We start from the raw sequence: 16,277 nt of genomic DNA on the forward strand, positions 1-16,277 counted from the left end.
ACTTCCATGCACGTACTGATACTCGGCGGAACCACGGAGGCCCGCCGCCTCGCCGAGCTCCTGCACGGCACCCCCGGCCTGCGGCTGACCAGCTCCCTCGCCGGACGGGTCGCCAGCCCCCGGCTGCCCCCGGGCGAGGTCCGTGTCGGCGGCTTCGGCGGGGCCGAGGGGCTGGCCGCCTGGCTGCGCGAGCACGGGGTGGACGCGCTCATCGACGCCACCCATCCTTTCGCCGGGACCATGAGTTTCCACGCGGCACGGGCTGCCGCCACCACCCATGTTCCCCTGCTCGCGCTGCGCCGGCCCGGCTGGGTCCCGGGCGCGGGCGACGACTGGCACGACGTCGGCTCACTGGCGGACGCCGCGAAGCTGCTGCCCACGCTCGGCCGGCGTGTGTTCCTCACCACCGGGCGCATGGGCCTGGCCGCCTTCGCCGCCCTGGACGACCTGTGGTTCCTCGTACGGTCCGTCGACGCGCCCGAGGCCCCGCACCCGGCCCGTATGGAGGTGCTGCTCGACCGGGGCCCCTTCACCCTCGACGGGGAGCGGGAGCTGCTGCGCCGCCACCGCGTCGACGTCGTCGTGACGAAGGACAGCGGGGGAGCCGCCACCGCGCCGAAACTGACGGCCGCCCGGGAGGCCGGGCTGCCCGTCGTCGTGGTGCGTCGGCCGCCCGCGCCCGAGGGCATCACCACGGCACCGGACCCGGAGACGGCGGCCCACTGGGTCCACGAACGACTCCGAGCCCGCTGACCCGGCAGCCCCCGCTCGCGCCACCACCCAGCCCCGCCCCGCTCACCCCTCCGGATACCGGCGCGGCGTCCAGACGATCTCCTCGCCGTCCCCGCGCCGTACGACCTGGGTCTGGGACGAGCCGACCAGCAGGATCGTGCGCATGTCGACCTCGGCCGGGTCCAGGTCGGCCAGCCGTACGATCCGTACGCGCTCCCCGGAGCCGCCCACGTCCCGTGCGACCACGACCGGGGTGTCCGGCGCCCGGTGCTCCAGCAGCAGTTCGCGTGCCTTGCCCACCTGCCAGGTGCGGCTGCGTGAACCGGGGTTGTAGAGGGCCAGCACCAGATCCGCCGAGGCGGCCGCGCGCAGTCGCTCGGCGATGACCTCCCACGGCTTGAGGCGGTCGGAGAGGGAGATCGTGGCGTAGTCGTGGCCGAGGGGGGCGCCCGCGCGGGCGGCGGCCGCGTTGGCGGCGGTCACCCCCGGCAGCACCCGCACCGGGACGTCCGCGTACTCCTGCTGCGCGGCGACCTCCAGCACGGCCGTGGCCATGGCGAAGACCCCGGGGTCGCCCCCGGAGACGACCGCGACCCGCCGCCCCCGCCGGGCCAGGTCGAGGGCGAACTCGGCGCGCTCCGACTCGACCTTGTTGTCCGAGCCGTGCCGGACCTGTCCCGCCCGCTGCGGTACCCGGTCCAGATAGGTGGTGTAGCCGACCAGATCGTCGGCGGCGGCGAGCGCGCCCCGCGACTCGGGCGTCAGCCACAGCGGACCGGCCGGACCGGTCCCGACCACGACGACCTCGCCCCGCTCCCGGGCCTCGGGCCGTTCGGTGTCGACCTGGCTGGGCAGCACGGCCACCGAGAAGTACGGCACCGACTCCGGGTCCACGTCCGCCAGTTCGGCGATCCGCTCCCCGGGCATGGTCGCCCGCTCGACATAGCGGGCCTCGCCGAGCCGCCCCGAACTCTCCAGCGCGCCGCGCACCTTGGTGAAGGTCCGCCCCAGCTTCATCACCACGGCCACGTCCGTCGCCGCGAGCCGCGCCGTCAGCTCCTCCTCGGGCAGGGTGCCCGGCAGGATCGTCAGTACCTCCTCGCCCTCGACGAGCGGGGTGCCGAGGCGGGCCGCGGCGGCGGACACCGACGTGACACCGGGGACGACCTCGGTGTCGTAGCGGTCCACCAGCCGCTTGTGCATGTGCATGTAGGAGCCGTAGAAGAGCGGATCGCCCTCCGCGAGGACCGCGACCGTGCGCCCCGCGTCGAGATGCGCGGCCAGTCGCGCCGACGCCTCCGCGTAGAACTCCTCCATCGCGCCCTTGTAACCGCCCGGATGGTCGGTGGTCTCCGTCGTCAACGGGTACATCAGCCGTTCCTCGATCTGGTCGGCGCGCAGATGCTTCGCCGCGATCGAACGGGCGATGGAACGGCCGTGCCGGGCGCTGTGATACGCGATCACATCCGCCTGGGAGATCACCTCGACGGCCCGGACGGTCATCAGGGACGGATCACCGGGGCCGAGCCCCACCCCGTACAGCTTGCCGCGCACTGTCTTGCCGCGCACAGTCTCCCCGCTCACTCTTCCTCACTCGCGATCGCGTTGAGCGCGGCGGCGGCGATGGCGCTCCCGCCCCGACGGCCGCGTACGACGATGTGCTCCAGGCCCGAAGGGTGCGCGGCCAGGGCGTCCTTGGACTCGGCGGCGCCGACGAACCCGACCGGCACACCGATGACGGCGGCGGGCCGGGGCGCGCCCTCCTCGATCATCTCCAGCAGGCGGAACAGCGCGGTGGGCGCGTTGCCGACGGCCACGACCGCACCCTCCAGCCGGTCCCGCCACAGCTCCAGGGCGGCGGCGCTGCGCGTGGTGCCCAGCCTCGCCGCCAGCTCGGGGACGGCCGGGTCGGAGAGCGTGCACAGCACGTCGTTGTCGGCGGGCAGCCGCTTGCGGGTCACCCCGCTGGCCACCATCTGGACGTCGGTGAAGATGGGCGCCCCGGCGCGCAGGGCCGCACGGGCGCGGGCCACGGCGTCGGGTGTGTACGCCAGGTCCCGTACGAGGTCGACCATTCCGCAGGCGTGGATCATCCGGACCGCGACCTGGCTGACATCGGCGGGCAGGGCCGCGAGGTCCGCCTCCGCGCGGATGGTGGCGAAGGACTGCCGGTAGATCGCCGGGCCGTCCTTCTCGTAGTCGTACGTGGTCACGGTGGTCTTCTCGCTGCTCTCGGTCGTCGTACGGGTGTCGGCTGTGCGGCTCATGCGGCTTATACGGCTCATGGTGTTGACGGGGCTCATCAGGTGATCGCCGCCAAGGCGGTGGCGAGTTGATCAGGGGCGGCCATGGAAGTGGTGCGTGGGTTCTGTCCGGGGGTCGTGCGGGTGAGTTCGTAGCCACCGCCCGACACGGCCACCACGTCGATCCGTTCGCCCCGTGGGTGCCCGCAGCGGCGCTCGCATCCGGACCAGTACAGCGGGAGTCCGCCGCGCCCGGCCGCCGCCAGGCTGTCGGCCGCGTCCGCCCGTACGTCCGCGAGGGACTTGGCGCAGCCGGGCCGCCCGATACAGGCGCCGACACGCAGCCAGGGCGAGGCGGGGTCGGTGACGAGGCCGGTCACGGAGAGCCGGGCGAGCGCCTCGGACGCCTGCTCCTCGCTCAGGCCCGGAGTGGGGACGACGACTCCGCGCCACGGGGTCAGCCGCAGTTCGCGGCTGGAGGTCGTGGACGCGAGGTGCGTCAACTCCCGCCACTGCTGGGGGGTGAGGCGCCCGAGGGGAGGGTGTACGGAGAGGGCGTCGCCGACGACTCCGGGAGGGGGCCCCTCGACTCGGGGCGACCCAGCCCCAGCCCCGGCCTCAGCCTCAGCCCCAGCCCCCGTCCCAGCCCCAGCCCCCGTCTCAGCCCCAGCCCCGGTCTCGGTCCCAGCCCCGGTCCGGGCGTGGCCCGCTGCGTCGATGCCGACGGCGGCCAGACGCGCGCGGACCAGGCCGAGCAGCTCGCTCCGGAGTGGGAGTTCGGTCACACGCCAGACCCGGGCTCCGCTCTCCCGCGCCACCGTCAAGAAGGTCTCGGCGGCCGTCAGCGCGGCCTTGGGCGCGTCCTCGGCGGGCACCGACAGGGCCTCGTCGGCCGTTCCGAGGGTCAGCAGCGCACCGCCGGCATTGCCGCCGTACGCCCGGACGGTGACATCGGCGTCGAGCCCGGCCACGTCCCCGCGCCCGTCGTCGAGCGCGAACAGGAACCGGCCCGACAGCTCCCGCGCCGCCTCGCTCGCGCACAGCGCCGTGTCGAGGGCGGACAGCCAGGGCCGTACGTCCCGCAGGCCCCGCCCGTCGAGGCCGGACAGGGGCGAGGCGACGATGTTGCGCACCCGCTCGTGCCCGGCGGAGGGGAGCAGCCCGGCCGCGTCCAGCGACTCGGCCAGCGCGCCCCCGCAGCCGTCGGCCAGTCCGCGCAGCTGCACATTGCCGCGCGAGGTGAGGTGAAGATCACCGTCGCCGAGCCGCCGGGCCGCCTCCGCGAGCGCCTCGGCCTGGCGGACGGTCAGCACACCGCCGGGCACCCGGACCCGGGCCAGCGCCCCGTCGTCCGCCGCGTGCAGCCGCAGCGTTCCCGGGCAGGCGTCGCCACGGTCCCGTGTGACCGCTGTGGCCTGGGACGATGATCGGACGGGAGGCGTGGACATGGCCGCGAGCATACCCACCGGCATCCCGGACGTATGCTCCGCCCTTTTGAGGCGACCCTTACTATGCTGCTTGGCGGATCATCCGGTCCGCCGACGCCACCACGGCGACAGGGGAGGAAGCCGGTGTGAGTCCGGCGCGGTCCCGCCACTGTGAGTCCGTCCCAGGAAGGGCGGGCGAGTCAGGAACTCCCTTCCCCGTACGCCTCGGTCCCGCCCGAGCAGGGGAGACTCCGATCCGACACCGCCCGGGGCGCGGACCCCGAGGAAGGCCAGCAGCCGCATGCAGCCATCGTCCGGGGAGCGCTCCGCGCAGCCCCACATCCTGCTCCTGTCGACGTCCGACACCGATCTGCTCAGTGCCCGCGCGGCCGACGGCCCGGTCCCGTACCGCTTCGCCAACCCCTCCCGTCTCGCGCTGGACGACCTCCCCGCCCTCCTCGACGGCGCCGGCCTGGTCGTCGTACGTCTCCTCGGCGGTGTCCGCGCCTGGCAGGACGGCCTCGACCTGCTGCTCGCCGACGGCCGCCCGGTCGTCGTCCTCACCGGCGAACAGGCCCCCGACGCCCAGCTGATGGCCGCCTCGACCGTCCCGGTCGGTATCGCCGCCGAGGCCCACGCCTATCTCGCGCACGGCGGTCCCGCCAACCTGGAGCAGCTGGCCCGTTTCCTCTCCGACACGGTCCTGCTCACCGGCCACGGCTTCGACGCGCCCGCGCCCGCCCCGTCCTGGGGTCCGCTGGCCCGGGAGGCGAGGGACACCGACGGCCCGACCGTCGCCGTGCTCTACTACCGGGCCCACCACATGAGCGGCAACACCGCCTTCGTGGACGCCCTGTGCGAGGCGATCGAGGACACCGGCTCCCGGGCGCTCCCGCTGTACGTGGCCTCGCTGCGGGCCCCCGAGCCCGAGCTGATCGAGGAACTCCGCGCCGCCGACGCCATCGTCACCACCGTCCTCGCCGCGGGCGGCACCAAGCCCGCCGAGGCCTCGGCCGGCGGCGACGACGAGTCCTGGGACGCGGGCGCCCTCACCGGCCTCGACGTGCCGATCCTCCAGGCCCTGTGCCTGACCGGCTCGCGCGCCCACTGGGAGGAGAACGACGAGGGTGTCTCCCCGCTCGACGCGGCCAGCCAGATCGCCGTACCCGAGTTCGACGGCCGGCTGATCACCGTCCCGTTCTCCTTCAAGGAGATCGACGAGGACGGCCTCCCGGCGTACGTCGCCGACCCCGAGCGCGCCGCCCGCGTCGCCGGAATCGCCGTACGCCACGCGCGACTCCGCCATATCGCCAACGCCGACAAGCGCCTCGCGCTCGTCCTCTCCGCCTACCCGACCAAGCACTCCCGCATCGGCAACGCGGTCGGCCTCGACACCCCCGCGAGCGCGGTGGCCCTGCTCCGCCGACTCCGCGAAGAGGGCTACGACTTCGGGGACACGGACGTCCCCGGGCTGGCCTCCGGCGACGGCGACGAGCTGATCCGCGCCCTCATCGAGGCGGGCGGCCACGACCAGGACTGGCTGACCGAGGAGCAGTTGGCCCGCAACCCGGTCCGGATCCCGGCGGCCGACTACCGCCGCTGGTACGCCACCCTCCCCGAGGAGCTGCGCTCGGCCGTCGAGGAGCACTGGGGCCCGGCGCCCGGTGAGATGTTCGTCGACCGCAGCGCCAACCCCGAGGGCGACATCGTCCTCGCGGCCCTCCGTTTCGGCAATCTGCTGATCCTCATCCAGCCGCCGCGCGGCTTCGGCGAGAACCCGATCGCGATCTACCACGACCCGGACCTCCCGCCCTCCCACCACTACCTCGCCGCCTACCGCTGGATCGCCGCCCGCGCCGACGACGGCGGCTTCGGCGCCGACGCGATGATCCACCTCGGCAAGCACGGCAACCTGGAGTGGCTGCCCGGCAAGAACGCCGGCCTCTCGGCCGCCTGCGGCCCGGACGCCGCCCTCGGCGACCTGCCCCTGATCTACCCGTTCCTGGTCAACGACCCGGGCGAGGGCACCCAGGCCAAGCGCCGCGTCCACGCCACCCTCGTCGACCACCTGGTCCCGCCGATGGCCCGCGCGGACTCCTACGGCGACATCGCGCGCCTGGAGCAACTCCTCGACGAGTACGCCCAGATCTCCTCCATGGACCCGGCGAAGCTCCCGGCGATCCGCGCCCAGATCTGGACCCTCATCCAGGCCGCCAAGCTCGACCACGACCTCGGCCTGAACGACCGCCCGGAGGACGACGGCTTCGACGACTTCCTCCTCCACGTCGACGGCTGGCTCTGCGAGGTCAAGGACGCCCAGATCCGCGACGGTCTGCACGTTCTCGGCACCCCGCCGGGAGGCGCCGACCGGGTCAACCTGGTCCTCGCCATCCTCCGCGCCCGCCAGATCTGGGGCGGCACCCAGGCCCTGCCCGGCCTGCGCGAAGCCCTCGGCCTCGACGAGTCCGCCGCCACCCGTACGACGGCCGACGAGGCGGAGGCCAAGGCCCGCGCGCTGGTCGAGCGGATGGAGGAACTCGGCTGGGACCCGGACTCCGTACCCGACGACCACGGCGAACAGGTCACCGCCATCCTGGAGTTCGCCGCCCGCGAGGTCGTGCCGCGCCTCCAGGCCACCACCGCCGAACTCCACCACACCGTCCACGCCCTCAACGGCGGCTTCGTCCCGGCCGGCCCCTCGGGCTCCCCGCTCCGGGGCCTGGTCAACGTCCTGCCGACCGGCCGCAACTTCTACTCCGTCGACCCCAAGGCCGTCCCCTCCCGTCTCGCCTGGGAGACCGGCCAGGCCCTCGCGGACTCCCTCCTGGAGCGCTACCGCACCGACAACGGCGAATGGCCCACGTCGGTCGGGCTGTCGCTGTGGGGTACGAGCGCGATGCGCACCGCCGGCGACGACGTGGCCGAGGCGCTGGCCCTGCTCGGCGTCCGGCCCGTCTGGGACGACGCCTCGCGCCGGGTGACCGGCCTGGAGGCCATCCCCGCCGAGGAGTTGGGCCGCCCCCGTATCGACGTCACCCTGCGCATCTCGGGCTTCTTCCGGGACGCGTTCCCGCACACCATCGGGCTGCTCGACGACGCCGTACGGCTGGCCGCGTCCCTGGACGAACCGGCCGAGGCCAACCACGTACGGGCCCACGTCCAGGCGGACCTGGCGGACCACGGCGACGAACGCCGGGCCACCACCCGGATCTTCGGCTCCCGGCCCGGCACGTACGGCGCGGGGCTGCTCCAGCTCATCGACTCCCGGGACTGGCGCACCGACGCCGACCTCGCCGAGGTCTACACGGTGTGGGGCGGCTACGCCTACGGCCGGGAGCTCGACGGGCGCCCGGCCCGCGAGGAGATGGAGACCGCGTACAAGCGGATCGAGGTGGCCGCGAAGAACACGGACACCCGTGAGCACGACATCGCCGACTCCGACGACTACTTCCAGTACCACGGCGGCATGGTGGCCACCGTCCGCGCCCTGCGCGGCACGGCCCCCGAGGCGTACATCGGCGACTCCACCCGCCCGGAGACGGTCCGCACCCGCACCCTCGTCGAGGAGACGTCGAGGGTCTTCCGGGCCCGCGTGGTCAACCCCAAGTGGATCGAGGCGATGCGCCGCCACGGCTACAAGGGCGCCTTCGAACTCGCCGCCACCGTGGACTACTTGTTCGGTTACGACGCCACCACGGGCGTGATCGCCGACTGGATGTACGACAAGCTCACCGAGACCTACGTCCTCGACGAGACCAACCGCGAGTTCCTCCAGCAGGCGAACCCCTGGGCCCTGCACGGCATCGCCGAGCGGCTGTTGGAGGCCGAGTCGCGCGGAATGTGGGAGAAGCCCGACCCGGCGGTGCTGGAGGGGCTGCGTCAGGTGTACCTGGAGGCGGAAGGGGACCTGGAGGGCGGCGAGGACTGACAGCCGCGCGGGCGGATCGGGCCGTCGTCGACGGCCCGATCCCTCAGCGTCCGGCTGCGGCGGCCCGTACGAGGGCGTCGAAGAGGGCCTGCTGTGCGGGGTCCTCTTCGGCGGTGTCCTCGGGGTGCCACTGGACGGCGGTGAACCAGCCGGGGGCGCCCGGGAGTTCGAGTCCTTCCACGGTGCCGTCGGCGGCGCGGGCGGTGATCTCCAGGCCCGTGCCGAGGCGGTCGACCCGCTGGTGGTGGTAGCAGGACGCCTCCACCTTCTGCACGCCGCCGGCCCGCTCCAGCACGGTTCCGGGCCGGAGCGCCACCGGGTGCACGAGATGGCGGTGCTCCCGGTCCGGGCCGCCCATGTCCTGTTCCAGGGTGCCGCCGAGGGCGACGTTGACGACCTGGAGGCCCCGGCAGACCGCAAGGAGCGGGATGCCCAGGTCCAGGGCGGCGCGGGCGACTTCGAGGTCGAAGGTGTCCTGTGTCTCGTCCACGTCGTAGACGTCGGCGTGGGTGTCGGTCGCGCCGTAGCGGTGCGGGGCGAGGTCGCCGCCGCCGGGCAGCAGCACGCCGTCGAAGCGGGCGAGGCGACCGGCCACGTCCTCGGAGGCGGGATGGATGGACGCCGGTTCGCCGCCCGCCCGCCAGACCGCCTCGACGAGCGCGCGGGCGTTGACCTCGGCGGCGTAGCGCAGCGCGGAGGTCGTGGCGGCGAAACGGGCGGGGACGGCGATGAGCGGTCGCACGGGCGTCGTCACAGCTGGATCCAGGTCGTCTTCAGCTCGGTGTACTTCTCGATGGCGTGGGCGGACTTGTCGCGGCCGTTGCCCGACTGCTTCATCCCGCCGAAGGGGACGGTCAGGTCCCCCTCCTCGTAGCAGTTCACCCAGACCGTGCCGGCCCTGAGGGCGCGCGAGACCTGGTGGGCGGTGGACAGGTCGGAGGTCCACAGGCCGGCGGCGAGGCCGTACTCGGTGGCGTTGGCGAGCCGTACGGCCTCGTCGACGTCGTCGAAGGTGAGGACGGACAGGACGGGGCCGAAGATCTCCTCGCGGGCCAGCCGCATCCCGGGGTCCACCCGGTCGAAGACGGTGGGCCGCAGATAGCTGCCGCCGGTGTCGGCCAGGGTGCGCTCGCCACCCGCCCGCAGCCGCGCGCCCTCGTCGACACCGGTACCGATGTGGTCGAGGACCCGGTCGAGATGGGCCGCGCCGACCAGCGCGCCCATCTCGGTGGCCGGGTCGAGCGGATCGCCGACGCGCAGGTCCCGGGCGCGGGCGGCGATGGCCTCGGTGACGCGTTCGGCGACGGAGGAGTGGACCAGGAGCCGGGAGGGGGCGGTGCACATCTCGCCCTGGTTGAAGAAGATGCCCCAGGCGGCGGTGGCGGCGGCCTTCTCCAGGTCGGGGGCGTCGGGGAGGATGATGTTCGGTGACTTGCCGCCCAGCTCCAGCCAGACACGCTTGAGGTTGGAGTCGGCGGAGTAGTGCAGGAAGTGCCGGCCGACGGCCGTGGAGCCGGTGAAGGCGAGGACGTCCACGTCGGGGTGCAGCCCGATGGCCCGCCCGGCGGTCGGGCCGTCCCCGGTGACGACGTTGAGGACACCCGGCGGCAGTCCGGCCTCGGTGCCGATCCGGCCGAGGAGCAGGGCGGAGAGCGGGGAGTTCTCCGAGGGCTTCAGGACGACCGTGCAGCCGGCCGCGAGCGCCGGGGCGACCTTCCAACTGGCCAGCGTCAGGGGGAAGTTCCAGGGCACGACCGCGCCCACGACCCCGGCGGGTTCCCGGGTGACCAGGGCGAGGGAGTCGGGGGCGGTGTGCGGCGACTCGTCCGTCAGCTTGTCCGCCAGCTGTCCGTACCAGCGGAAGGTGGTGATCGTGGCGCGCAGTTCGATGTCGTGCGCCTCCGTGTACGGCTTGCCCATCTCCAGGGTGATGGTCAGGGCGAGCTTCTCCCGCTGTTCTTCGAGGAGTTCGGCGACACGGAGCAGGACGCGGCCCCGGTCGGCGGGTGCCAGGCGGGGCCAGGGGCCGGAGTCGAAGGCGCGTCGGGCGGCGGCCACGGCGAGGTCGACCTCGGCGCTCCCGGCATCGGCGACCTCGACGAGGACCTGCCCGTCACGGGGGGACACGACGGCGAAGGAGGCGCCCCCGCCCGGTTCGTCCACTCCGTCGATGTGGTGCCGGTCGGGCAGTTCCAGTGCCTTGGCGCGACGGAGCAGGTCGTCGTGGGCGAGGGCGGCGGGCATCAGCTCTCCTCTTGTTCGTTGCTTGTCTGGGGGCGGGGTTGCTTGAGGGGGCTCAGTCGGTGGCGGACTGCCCGCCCCGGGTCACCCGTGCCGCGACCAGGCCCAGGACCAGCACGGCCGGGACGGTCAGCTGCAGCCATACGGCGGTGGTCCGGTCGCCGCCGATGAGCGTGGTGAAGTTCTCGATGATCAGCCAGATCGCCCCGGCGATGCCGAGCGCGCCCAGGACCGGGGCGATCAGCGTGTTCCAGGGCCGGGTGTCGGCGCGGGAGCGGCGGAAGAAGACGACCACGGAGACGGACGTCAGGAAGTACAGGAGCATCATCGCGAGGACGGCCACTCCGCTGAACCAGGAGAACAGCGTCAGCACGGGGTCCTTGCCCAGCAGCGCGAACGGGACGACCAGGGCCACCGCGATCACGGTCTGGACGAGGCCGGCCGCCCAGGGGGAGTGGCGTCGGTTGAGCGTGGTCAGCCCGCCCGGCAGCAGACCCTCGCGGCCCAGGGAGAACAGATAGCGGTTGGCGGAGTTGTGGAACGCCAGGATGCCGGCGAACAGCGAGGTGGCCAGCAGGACGGGCAGCACATCGCCGGTCCAGGCGCCGAACTCCGCCGCGATGGGGGCGAAGACCCAGCCGGCGGCGTCGCCGCCCTCCAGCGCCTTGCCGGCCTCGGCCGTGGCCTGGGACGCGCCGTGCGCGGAGACCAGCATCCACGAGGTGAAGGCGAAGAAGCCGGTGACCACCGCGACCGACAGATAGGTGGCGCGCGGCACCGTCTTCCTCGGCTCCCGGGCCTCCTCGCCGTAGATGGCGGTCGCCTCGAAGCCGAACATCGACGCCACGGCGAACATCAGCGCCACACCGGGAGCGCCCTGGAGCGCCGCGTCCGGCGAGAAGCTGTCGGCGAGGCCGAGCCCCTCGGGGCCGCCGCCCTTGAAGAAGGTCACGAAGGCGAAGGCGATCAGGATGCTGAACTCCGCCAGGACGAACACGGCCAGGACCTTGGCGCCCATCTCGATCCCGGCGGCGCCGAGGACCTGGACCACCACCATGGTGACCAGCGCCCACACCCACCACGCGATGCCCACCTCGGCGTAGTGCTCGACGAGGCCGCTGACCGTCGCGCCGTAGAGGCCGTACATCGCGGCCTGGATGGCGCAGTAGGCGAAAAGCGCGACACCGGCGCTTCCGGAGCCGGTCGAGCGGCCCAGCCCCTTGCCGATGTACGTGTAGAAGGCGCCGGCGTCCACGACGTGGCGGCCCATGGCGACGAAGCCGATGGAGAACAGCAGGATGACGACGCCGGCCGCGAGGTACGCGGCGGGGACACCCGCCCCGTTGCCGATGACGACGGCGATGGGGACGGCTCCGGCGATACCGGTCAGCGGGGCCTGGGCGGAGAGGACGAAGAAGAGGATGCCCAGGACGCCGAGGGAATCGGGCTTGAGCCTGCCTGCCGTGGATGGATCTTGTGCGCTGTGCGGGGCGACCGCCGTCTGACTGTCCACTCGGATCACCTGTCGGGGACGGGGAGGGATGGATTCGTTTAGGTCCAAACGAATTGCCTCATGGTGGGCTGGAACTATCCGCTTGGCAAGGGGTCACGTGAAGATTTTCGACAGGATCGACAGTCGTGTGGCAGCCGCGTGCGGGGACGCCGAGAAGGCCCCGGACGTCGGACGTCCAGGGCCGCGACCGGCCAGGTCAGAGGCTATGTACGGGTGTCGCCGACCGGGTCGGCCTCGCCGCCGCGACGGTCGTCGCCGTTCGCGTGGAGCAGCCGCAGCAGGGCGCGCAGCTCCTCCACGGCCCGGTCCGTGACCTCCGGCTCGTCGAAGACGAGCTGGTGCAGGACGAGACCGTCCAGGGCGGCGAAGACCAGCCGGGTCAGCGCGCTGTCCGCGCCGGCCGGCAGCATCCGGTCCAGCTCGCGCCGGGCGGCGTCGAAGTACTCGTCGTACAGCTCCCGGATCTGCGGCAGCAGCTCCGGCCGGCGGCGGGACTCCAGCAGCAGTTCGTACTGGAAGGCTTGGGTGTCCGGATCGGCCGTGACCATGTCGGAGAGTCCGGTGGAGAAGTCCGCGACCTCGCCGGTGCCAGGTTCGAGGGAGCTGGTGTCGAGCGAGGTGCGGATGGTGTGGGCGAGGGCCTCCTCGATCAGCGCGTCGCGCGACCCGAAATGGTGCACGACGAGCCCGTGGGTGACCCCCGCCTCCTCCGCGACGGCCCGGTAGGTGAGCTTGCGCAACCCGCCCCGCGCCACCACGTGCACGGCGGCGTTCAGCAGGGCCTCGCGCCCCTCGCCGTAGTGCAGGCGCTTGCGTGGCCGTCGGCTCTTCGGGACGTCGGCGGAGTCGGTCATGCGCGTGACCCTACCCGCCCGCTTCCCCACCGCGACCTGCCCGTCTCCCGCCCGTCCGCGCCCCGGGGCATCACCGCCGGGGCGGGCGGACACCACGGAACTCCCAGTCGCCGCCGAGCGCCGTGGACAGCACCTCCTCGGACTCGGTGGGCTGCGCGCCCACGTCGGTGCGTACGGCGGTGGGGCCGGTGACGATGTGGTTGGTGAGCCGGCCGAGGCCCTCCACCTCCACCTCGACGACGTCACCGGGCCGCACGGGCCGGGAGTTCGCCGGAGTGCCGGAGAGCAGGACATCACCCGGGTACAGGGTGATCGTGCGGGCGATGTCGGCGACGAGGTAGTGCATGTCCCACTTCATCTCGTCCGTCGAACCGTCCTGGACGACCTCGCCGTTGACGTACGTCCGCAGCCGCTTGCCGTGGAAGTCCCAGTCCGTGACGAGCCCCGGACCGAGCGGGCAGAGCGTGTCGGAGCCCTTCACCCGCAGCATCGAACCGGCGTCGGTGTCCCGGAAGTCGTGCAGACCGTAGTCGTTGGCGACGGTGTACCCGGCGATGTACTCGCCCGCGTCCTCCGGCGCGATGTTGCGCGCGGTCCGCCCGATGACGATGGCGACCTCGCCCTCGTAGTTGAGCCACTTGCAGCCGTCGGGGCGGACGACGGCGCCCCGGTGGGAGTTGAGGGAGGAGGTCGGCTTGTGGAAGTAGGTGGGCGTCTCCGGAAGGTCGATCTGGAACTCGTCGACACGGCTGCGGTGGTTGAGGTGGACGGCGACGACCTTGGACGGCACGACCGGCGGAAGGTGGTGGGCCTCCTCGATCTTGACGCGGCGGCCGTCCCCGGCGACCAGTTCGTCGCCGTCGACGGTGACCTGGACGGTGGCCCCGTCGAGGAGGATGCGGCGGTACTCGGGCATGGCGGGCCTTCCTAGGGGAGGGGTTGAGGGGTGCCGGTCCAGCCGGTGGCCGGGCGGTCGAACCACAGGTGCACCTGACCGGTGCCGATGGAGTTCTCGTACTCGCCGTACTGGCGGCCCTTGGCGACGCAGTCCTGTTCGCCGAGGGCGCCGGCCAGCATCAGATAGTGGAAGAACCTCGCCTCGGGCTTGTACTTCCAGAACTCGTCCATGGTGTCGAGGACCTTGTCGTGCCGGCCCTCCTTGAACCAGGCGATGCGCTCCTGGTCCGCCGCGCGGGCCTCGGGCGTGCGGATGTGGACGGGGTCACTGGCCTCGTGGTCGCGCAACTCGCGCAGCGGCCAGAAGGTGTGGGAGAGGGCACCGGACGCGATGATCAGGACCCGTCGCCCGGGAGTGGCGGCGATCCCGTCGGCGAGCGCCCGCCCCAGCCGCAGATGGTCCTCCATGTCCCCGGTCTGGCAGACCCCGATGGTCACCCACCGCTTGTCGGGCAGACCCTCGCCGAGAAACTTCCAGAGGTTGATCGTGGCGTAGTAGATCGGCAGGTACTCGTCCTCGATCGCTGTGATCCAGGTGCCGTGCTTGTCCGCGAACTTCTCGATGTTCAGGGCCAGTTCGGGATCGCCGGGGAAGTCGTACGGCATCCGGCACATCCCGCGCGGCAGCTCCTCGGAGGTGAAGAGCCCGGCGCGGCGCCGCTGTGCGGCGACGACGAACTCGACGGTGGTCGCCCAGTGCGAGTCGAGGACGACGACCGTGTCGTAGTCGTCGCGGGCGAAGACGTCCTCGCGGAGCTGTCGCAGGCCGGTGACGAGGGTGATCTCCTTGCCCTCGTTGAGCTCCAGCCGGTCGGCCTCCGGCAGGACGATGGTGGGGACGTGGGCGAGGAGCCCCGCCCCGACGATCTCACCCATGGTTGTTCCATCCGTTCGGCGCGGTCACGGTGTTCTTCAGGTCGCAGTAGAAGTCGAAGCTCCAGGTGCCGCCCTCCCGGCCGACCCCGGAGTGCCGGGAGCCGCCGAAGGGCGCCCGCAGATCGCGTACGAAGAAGCAGTTCACCCACACCGTGCCCGCGACCAGCCGCTCGGTCACCCGCGCGGCCCGCTCGGTGTCACCGGTGGCGAGGGTGGTGGCCAGCCCGAACCGGGTGTCGTTGGCGAGCCGGACGGCCTCGTCCTCGTCGGCGAAGGTCTGGAGCGTCAGGACCGGCCCGAAGACCTCCTCCTGCACGATCTCCGAGTCCTGGGCGACATCGGTGAGCAGGGTGGGCGCGTAGTACTGCCCCTCCTCGCGATGCCCGCCGATGACCACCCGGGCCCCGGCCTCGACCGCCCTCCGCACGAACCCGTCGATCTTCTCCAGCTGCCGGGGATGAATGTTGGGCCCGATGTCGGTGGCCTCGTCCCGCGGATCACCCTGCTTCAGGGCGCCGGCCCTCTCCACGAACCTCCGGGTGAACTCCTCCGCGACCGACTCCTCGACCAGGAACCGCGTGGCCGCGAGACACACCTGCCCGGCGTTGTCGTACTGCTCCACCGCGAGATCCACGGCCAGGTCCAGATCGGCGTCCGCGAACACCAACAGCGGTGATTTGCCGCCGAGTTCGAGGCTGAGCGGAGTGAGGTTCGGCGCGGCCGACGCGGCGATCCGCTTGGCCGTCGGCACCGACCCGGTGAAGCTGATCCGGCGTACGTCCGGATGCGAGGTGAGCGCGTCACCGATCTCCGACCCGTATCCCTGCACCACATTGAGCACCCCGGCGGGCAGCCCCGCCTCGGCGGCGATGTCCGCCAGCAGCGAGGCGGTCAGCGGGGTCCACTCGGCGGGCTTGAGGATCACGGTGTTGCCGGCCGCCAGCGCCGGGGCGACCTTCCACGTGGCCAGCATCAGCGGCGCGTTCCACGGCGTGATCAGCACGGACGGCCCCGCCGGGTCCCAGCTCACATGATTGGTGTGCCCCCGCGTCTCGAAGTCCTCGTGCTCCAGCGCCGACAACCAGTCCGCGAAGAACCGGAAGTTGTGCGCCACCCGGGGCATCACCCCCCGCCGGTGCGACCGCAGCAGCGCCCCGTTGTCGTTCGTCTCGACGATGGCCAGCTCTTCGAGCCGCTTCTCGACCCCGTCGGCGATGGCATGCAACACCCGGGCGCGCTCGGTACGAGTGGTGGCGGCCCAGGAGGGAAACGCCTCCCGGGCGGCGGCAACAGCGGCCTCGACCTCACCGACACCACCACGAGCGATCTCACCGAGGACGCGACCATCAATGGGGGAGACATCGGTGAAGGTCTCGGCGGAGGCGACCCGCTGCCCACCGATCCAGTGCCGGGTGTCGACGGAAACCCCGGCGACGGTGATTGTGTGAGCCATAACAGAGGGTGCTCCTTTCAAGCGGAGATGACTGCGCCTACCTAGGGGCGCGG

Annotated in this window: 12 protein-coding genes and 1 riboswitch; of the genes, 2 read left to right on the forward strand and 10 right to left on the reverse strand. The window is 72.5% G+C overall.

Annotated features, from left to right (window positions below; translation table 11 throughout):
- Window positions 1-6 precede the first annotated feature (6 nt).
- A complete protein-coding gene (locus tag ABT147_RS25805; protein ID WP_351410164.1) occupies window positions 7-753 on the forward strand; it encodes a cobalt-precorrin-6A reductase in 747 nt (248 codons plus the stop codon).
- 42 nt (window positions 754-795) lie between these two features.
- Here ABT147_RS25805 and ABT147_RS25810 read toward each other — a convergent pair whose 3' ends face one another.
- The 3 genes from ABT147_RS25810 to cobG are packed head-to-tail and all read right to left on the reverse strand — an operon-like array spanning window position 796 to window position 4,435.
- Complete coding sequence (locus ABT147_RS25810) at window positions 796-2,286, reverse strand: precorrin-2 C(20)-methyltransferase (protein WP_351410248.1); 1,491 nt, start codon at window positions 2,284-2,286, stop codon at window positions 796-798.
- Window positions 2,287-2,312: 26 nt separating this feature from the next.
- Window positions 2,313-2,999 (reverse strand): precorrin-8X methylmutase, encoded by a 687-nt coding sequence (locus ABT147_RS25815; protein ID WP_351410166.1) that lies wholly within the window; start codon window positions 2,997-2,999, stop codon window positions 2,313-2,315.
- Window positions 3,000-3,034: 35 nt separating this feature from the next.
- Window positions 3,035-4,435: a precorrin-3B synthase gene (gene cobG, locus ABT147_RS25820; protein WP_502983157.1), complete on the reverse strand. Its 1,401-nt coding sequence runs from the start codon at window positions 4,433-4,435 to the stop codon at window positions 3,035-3,037.
- 101 nt (window positions 4,436-4,536) lie between these two features.
- Window positions 4,537-4,612: riboswitch (cobalamin riboswitch) on the forward strand.
- 91 nt (window positions 4,613-4,703) lie between these two features.
- Here cobG and cobN point away from each other — a divergent pair.
- Window positions 4,704-8,330, forward strand: a complete 3,627-nt coding sequence (cobN, locus tag ABT147_RS25825; protein ID WP_351410170.1) for a cobaltochelatase subunit CobN — start codon at window positions 4,704-4,706, stop codon at window positions 8,328-8,330.
- Window positions 8,331-8,373: 43 nt separating this feature from the next.
- Here cobN and ABT147_RS25830 read toward each other — a convergent pair whose 3' ends face one another.
- The 7 genes from ABT147_RS25830 to ABT147_RS25860 all read right to left on the reverse strand — a co-directional run bounded on the left by ABT147_RS25830 (window position 8,374) and on the right by ABT147_RS25860 (window position 16,224).
- The gene (locus ABT147_RS25830) at window positions 8,374-9,084 is read right to left on the reverse strand and encodes a gamma-glutamyl-gamma-aminobutyrate hydrolase family protein (protein ID WP_351410172.1); all 711 of its coding nucleotides are present in this window, start codon (window positions 9,082-9,084) and stop codon (window positions 8,374-8,376) included.
- The gene (locus tag ABT147_RS25835) at window positions 9,081-10,574 is read right to left on the reverse strand and encodes an aldehyde dehydrogenase (protein ID WP_351410175.1); all 1,494 of its coding nucleotides are present in this window, start codon (window positions 10,572-10,574) and stop codon (window positions 9,081-9,083) included. The genes ABT147_RS25830 and ABT147_RS25835 overlap by 4 nt, the downstream gene beginning before the upstream one ends.
- A gap of 52 nt (window positions 10,575-10,626) precedes the next feature.
- The gene (locus tag ABT147_RS25840; protein WP_351410177.1) at window positions 10,627-12,084 is read right to left on the reverse strand and encodes an APC family permease; all 1,458 of its coding nucleotides are present in this window, start codon (window positions 12,082-12,084) and stop codon (window positions 10,627-10,629) included.
- Between the two features lie 203 nt (window positions 12,085-12,287).
- A complete protein-coding gene (locus ABT147_RS25845) occupies window positions 12,288-12,938 on the reverse strand; it encodes a TetR/AcrR family transcriptional regulator (RefSeq protein ID WP_351410179.1) in 651 nt (216 codons plus the stop codon).
- A gap of 70 nt (window positions 12,939-13,008) precedes the next feature.
- A complete protein-coding gene (locus ABT147_RS25850) occupies window positions 13,009-13,854 on the reverse strand; it encodes a fumarylacetoacetate hydrolase family protein (protein WP_351410181.1) in 846 nt (281 codons plus the stop codon).
- Window positions 13,855-13,865: 11 nt separating this feature from the next.
- Window positions 13,866-14,771 carry a 3,4-dihydroxyphenylacetate 2,3-dioxygenase gene (locus ABT147_RS25855; RefSeq protein WP_351410183.1) on the reverse strand — a complete coding sequence of 302 codons (906 nt, stop codon included), beginning with the start codon at window positions 14,769-14,771 and terminating at the stop codon, window positions 13,866-13,868.
- Window positions 14,764-16,224, reverse strand: a complete 1,461-nt coding sequence (locus ABT147_RS25860) for an aldehyde dehydrogenase (RefSeq protein WP_351410185.1) — start codon at window positions 16,222-16,224, stop codon at window positions 14,764-14,766. The genes ABT147_RS25855 and ABT147_RS25860 overlap by 8 nt, the downstream gene beginning before the upstream one ends.
- Window positions 16,225-16,277: the final 53 nt, after the last annotated feature.

This window comes from Streptomyces sp. NPDC001868 (assembly GCF_040297125.1).
GTDB lineage: Bacteria > Actinomycetota > Actinomycetes > Streptomycetales > Streptomycetaceae > Streptomyces.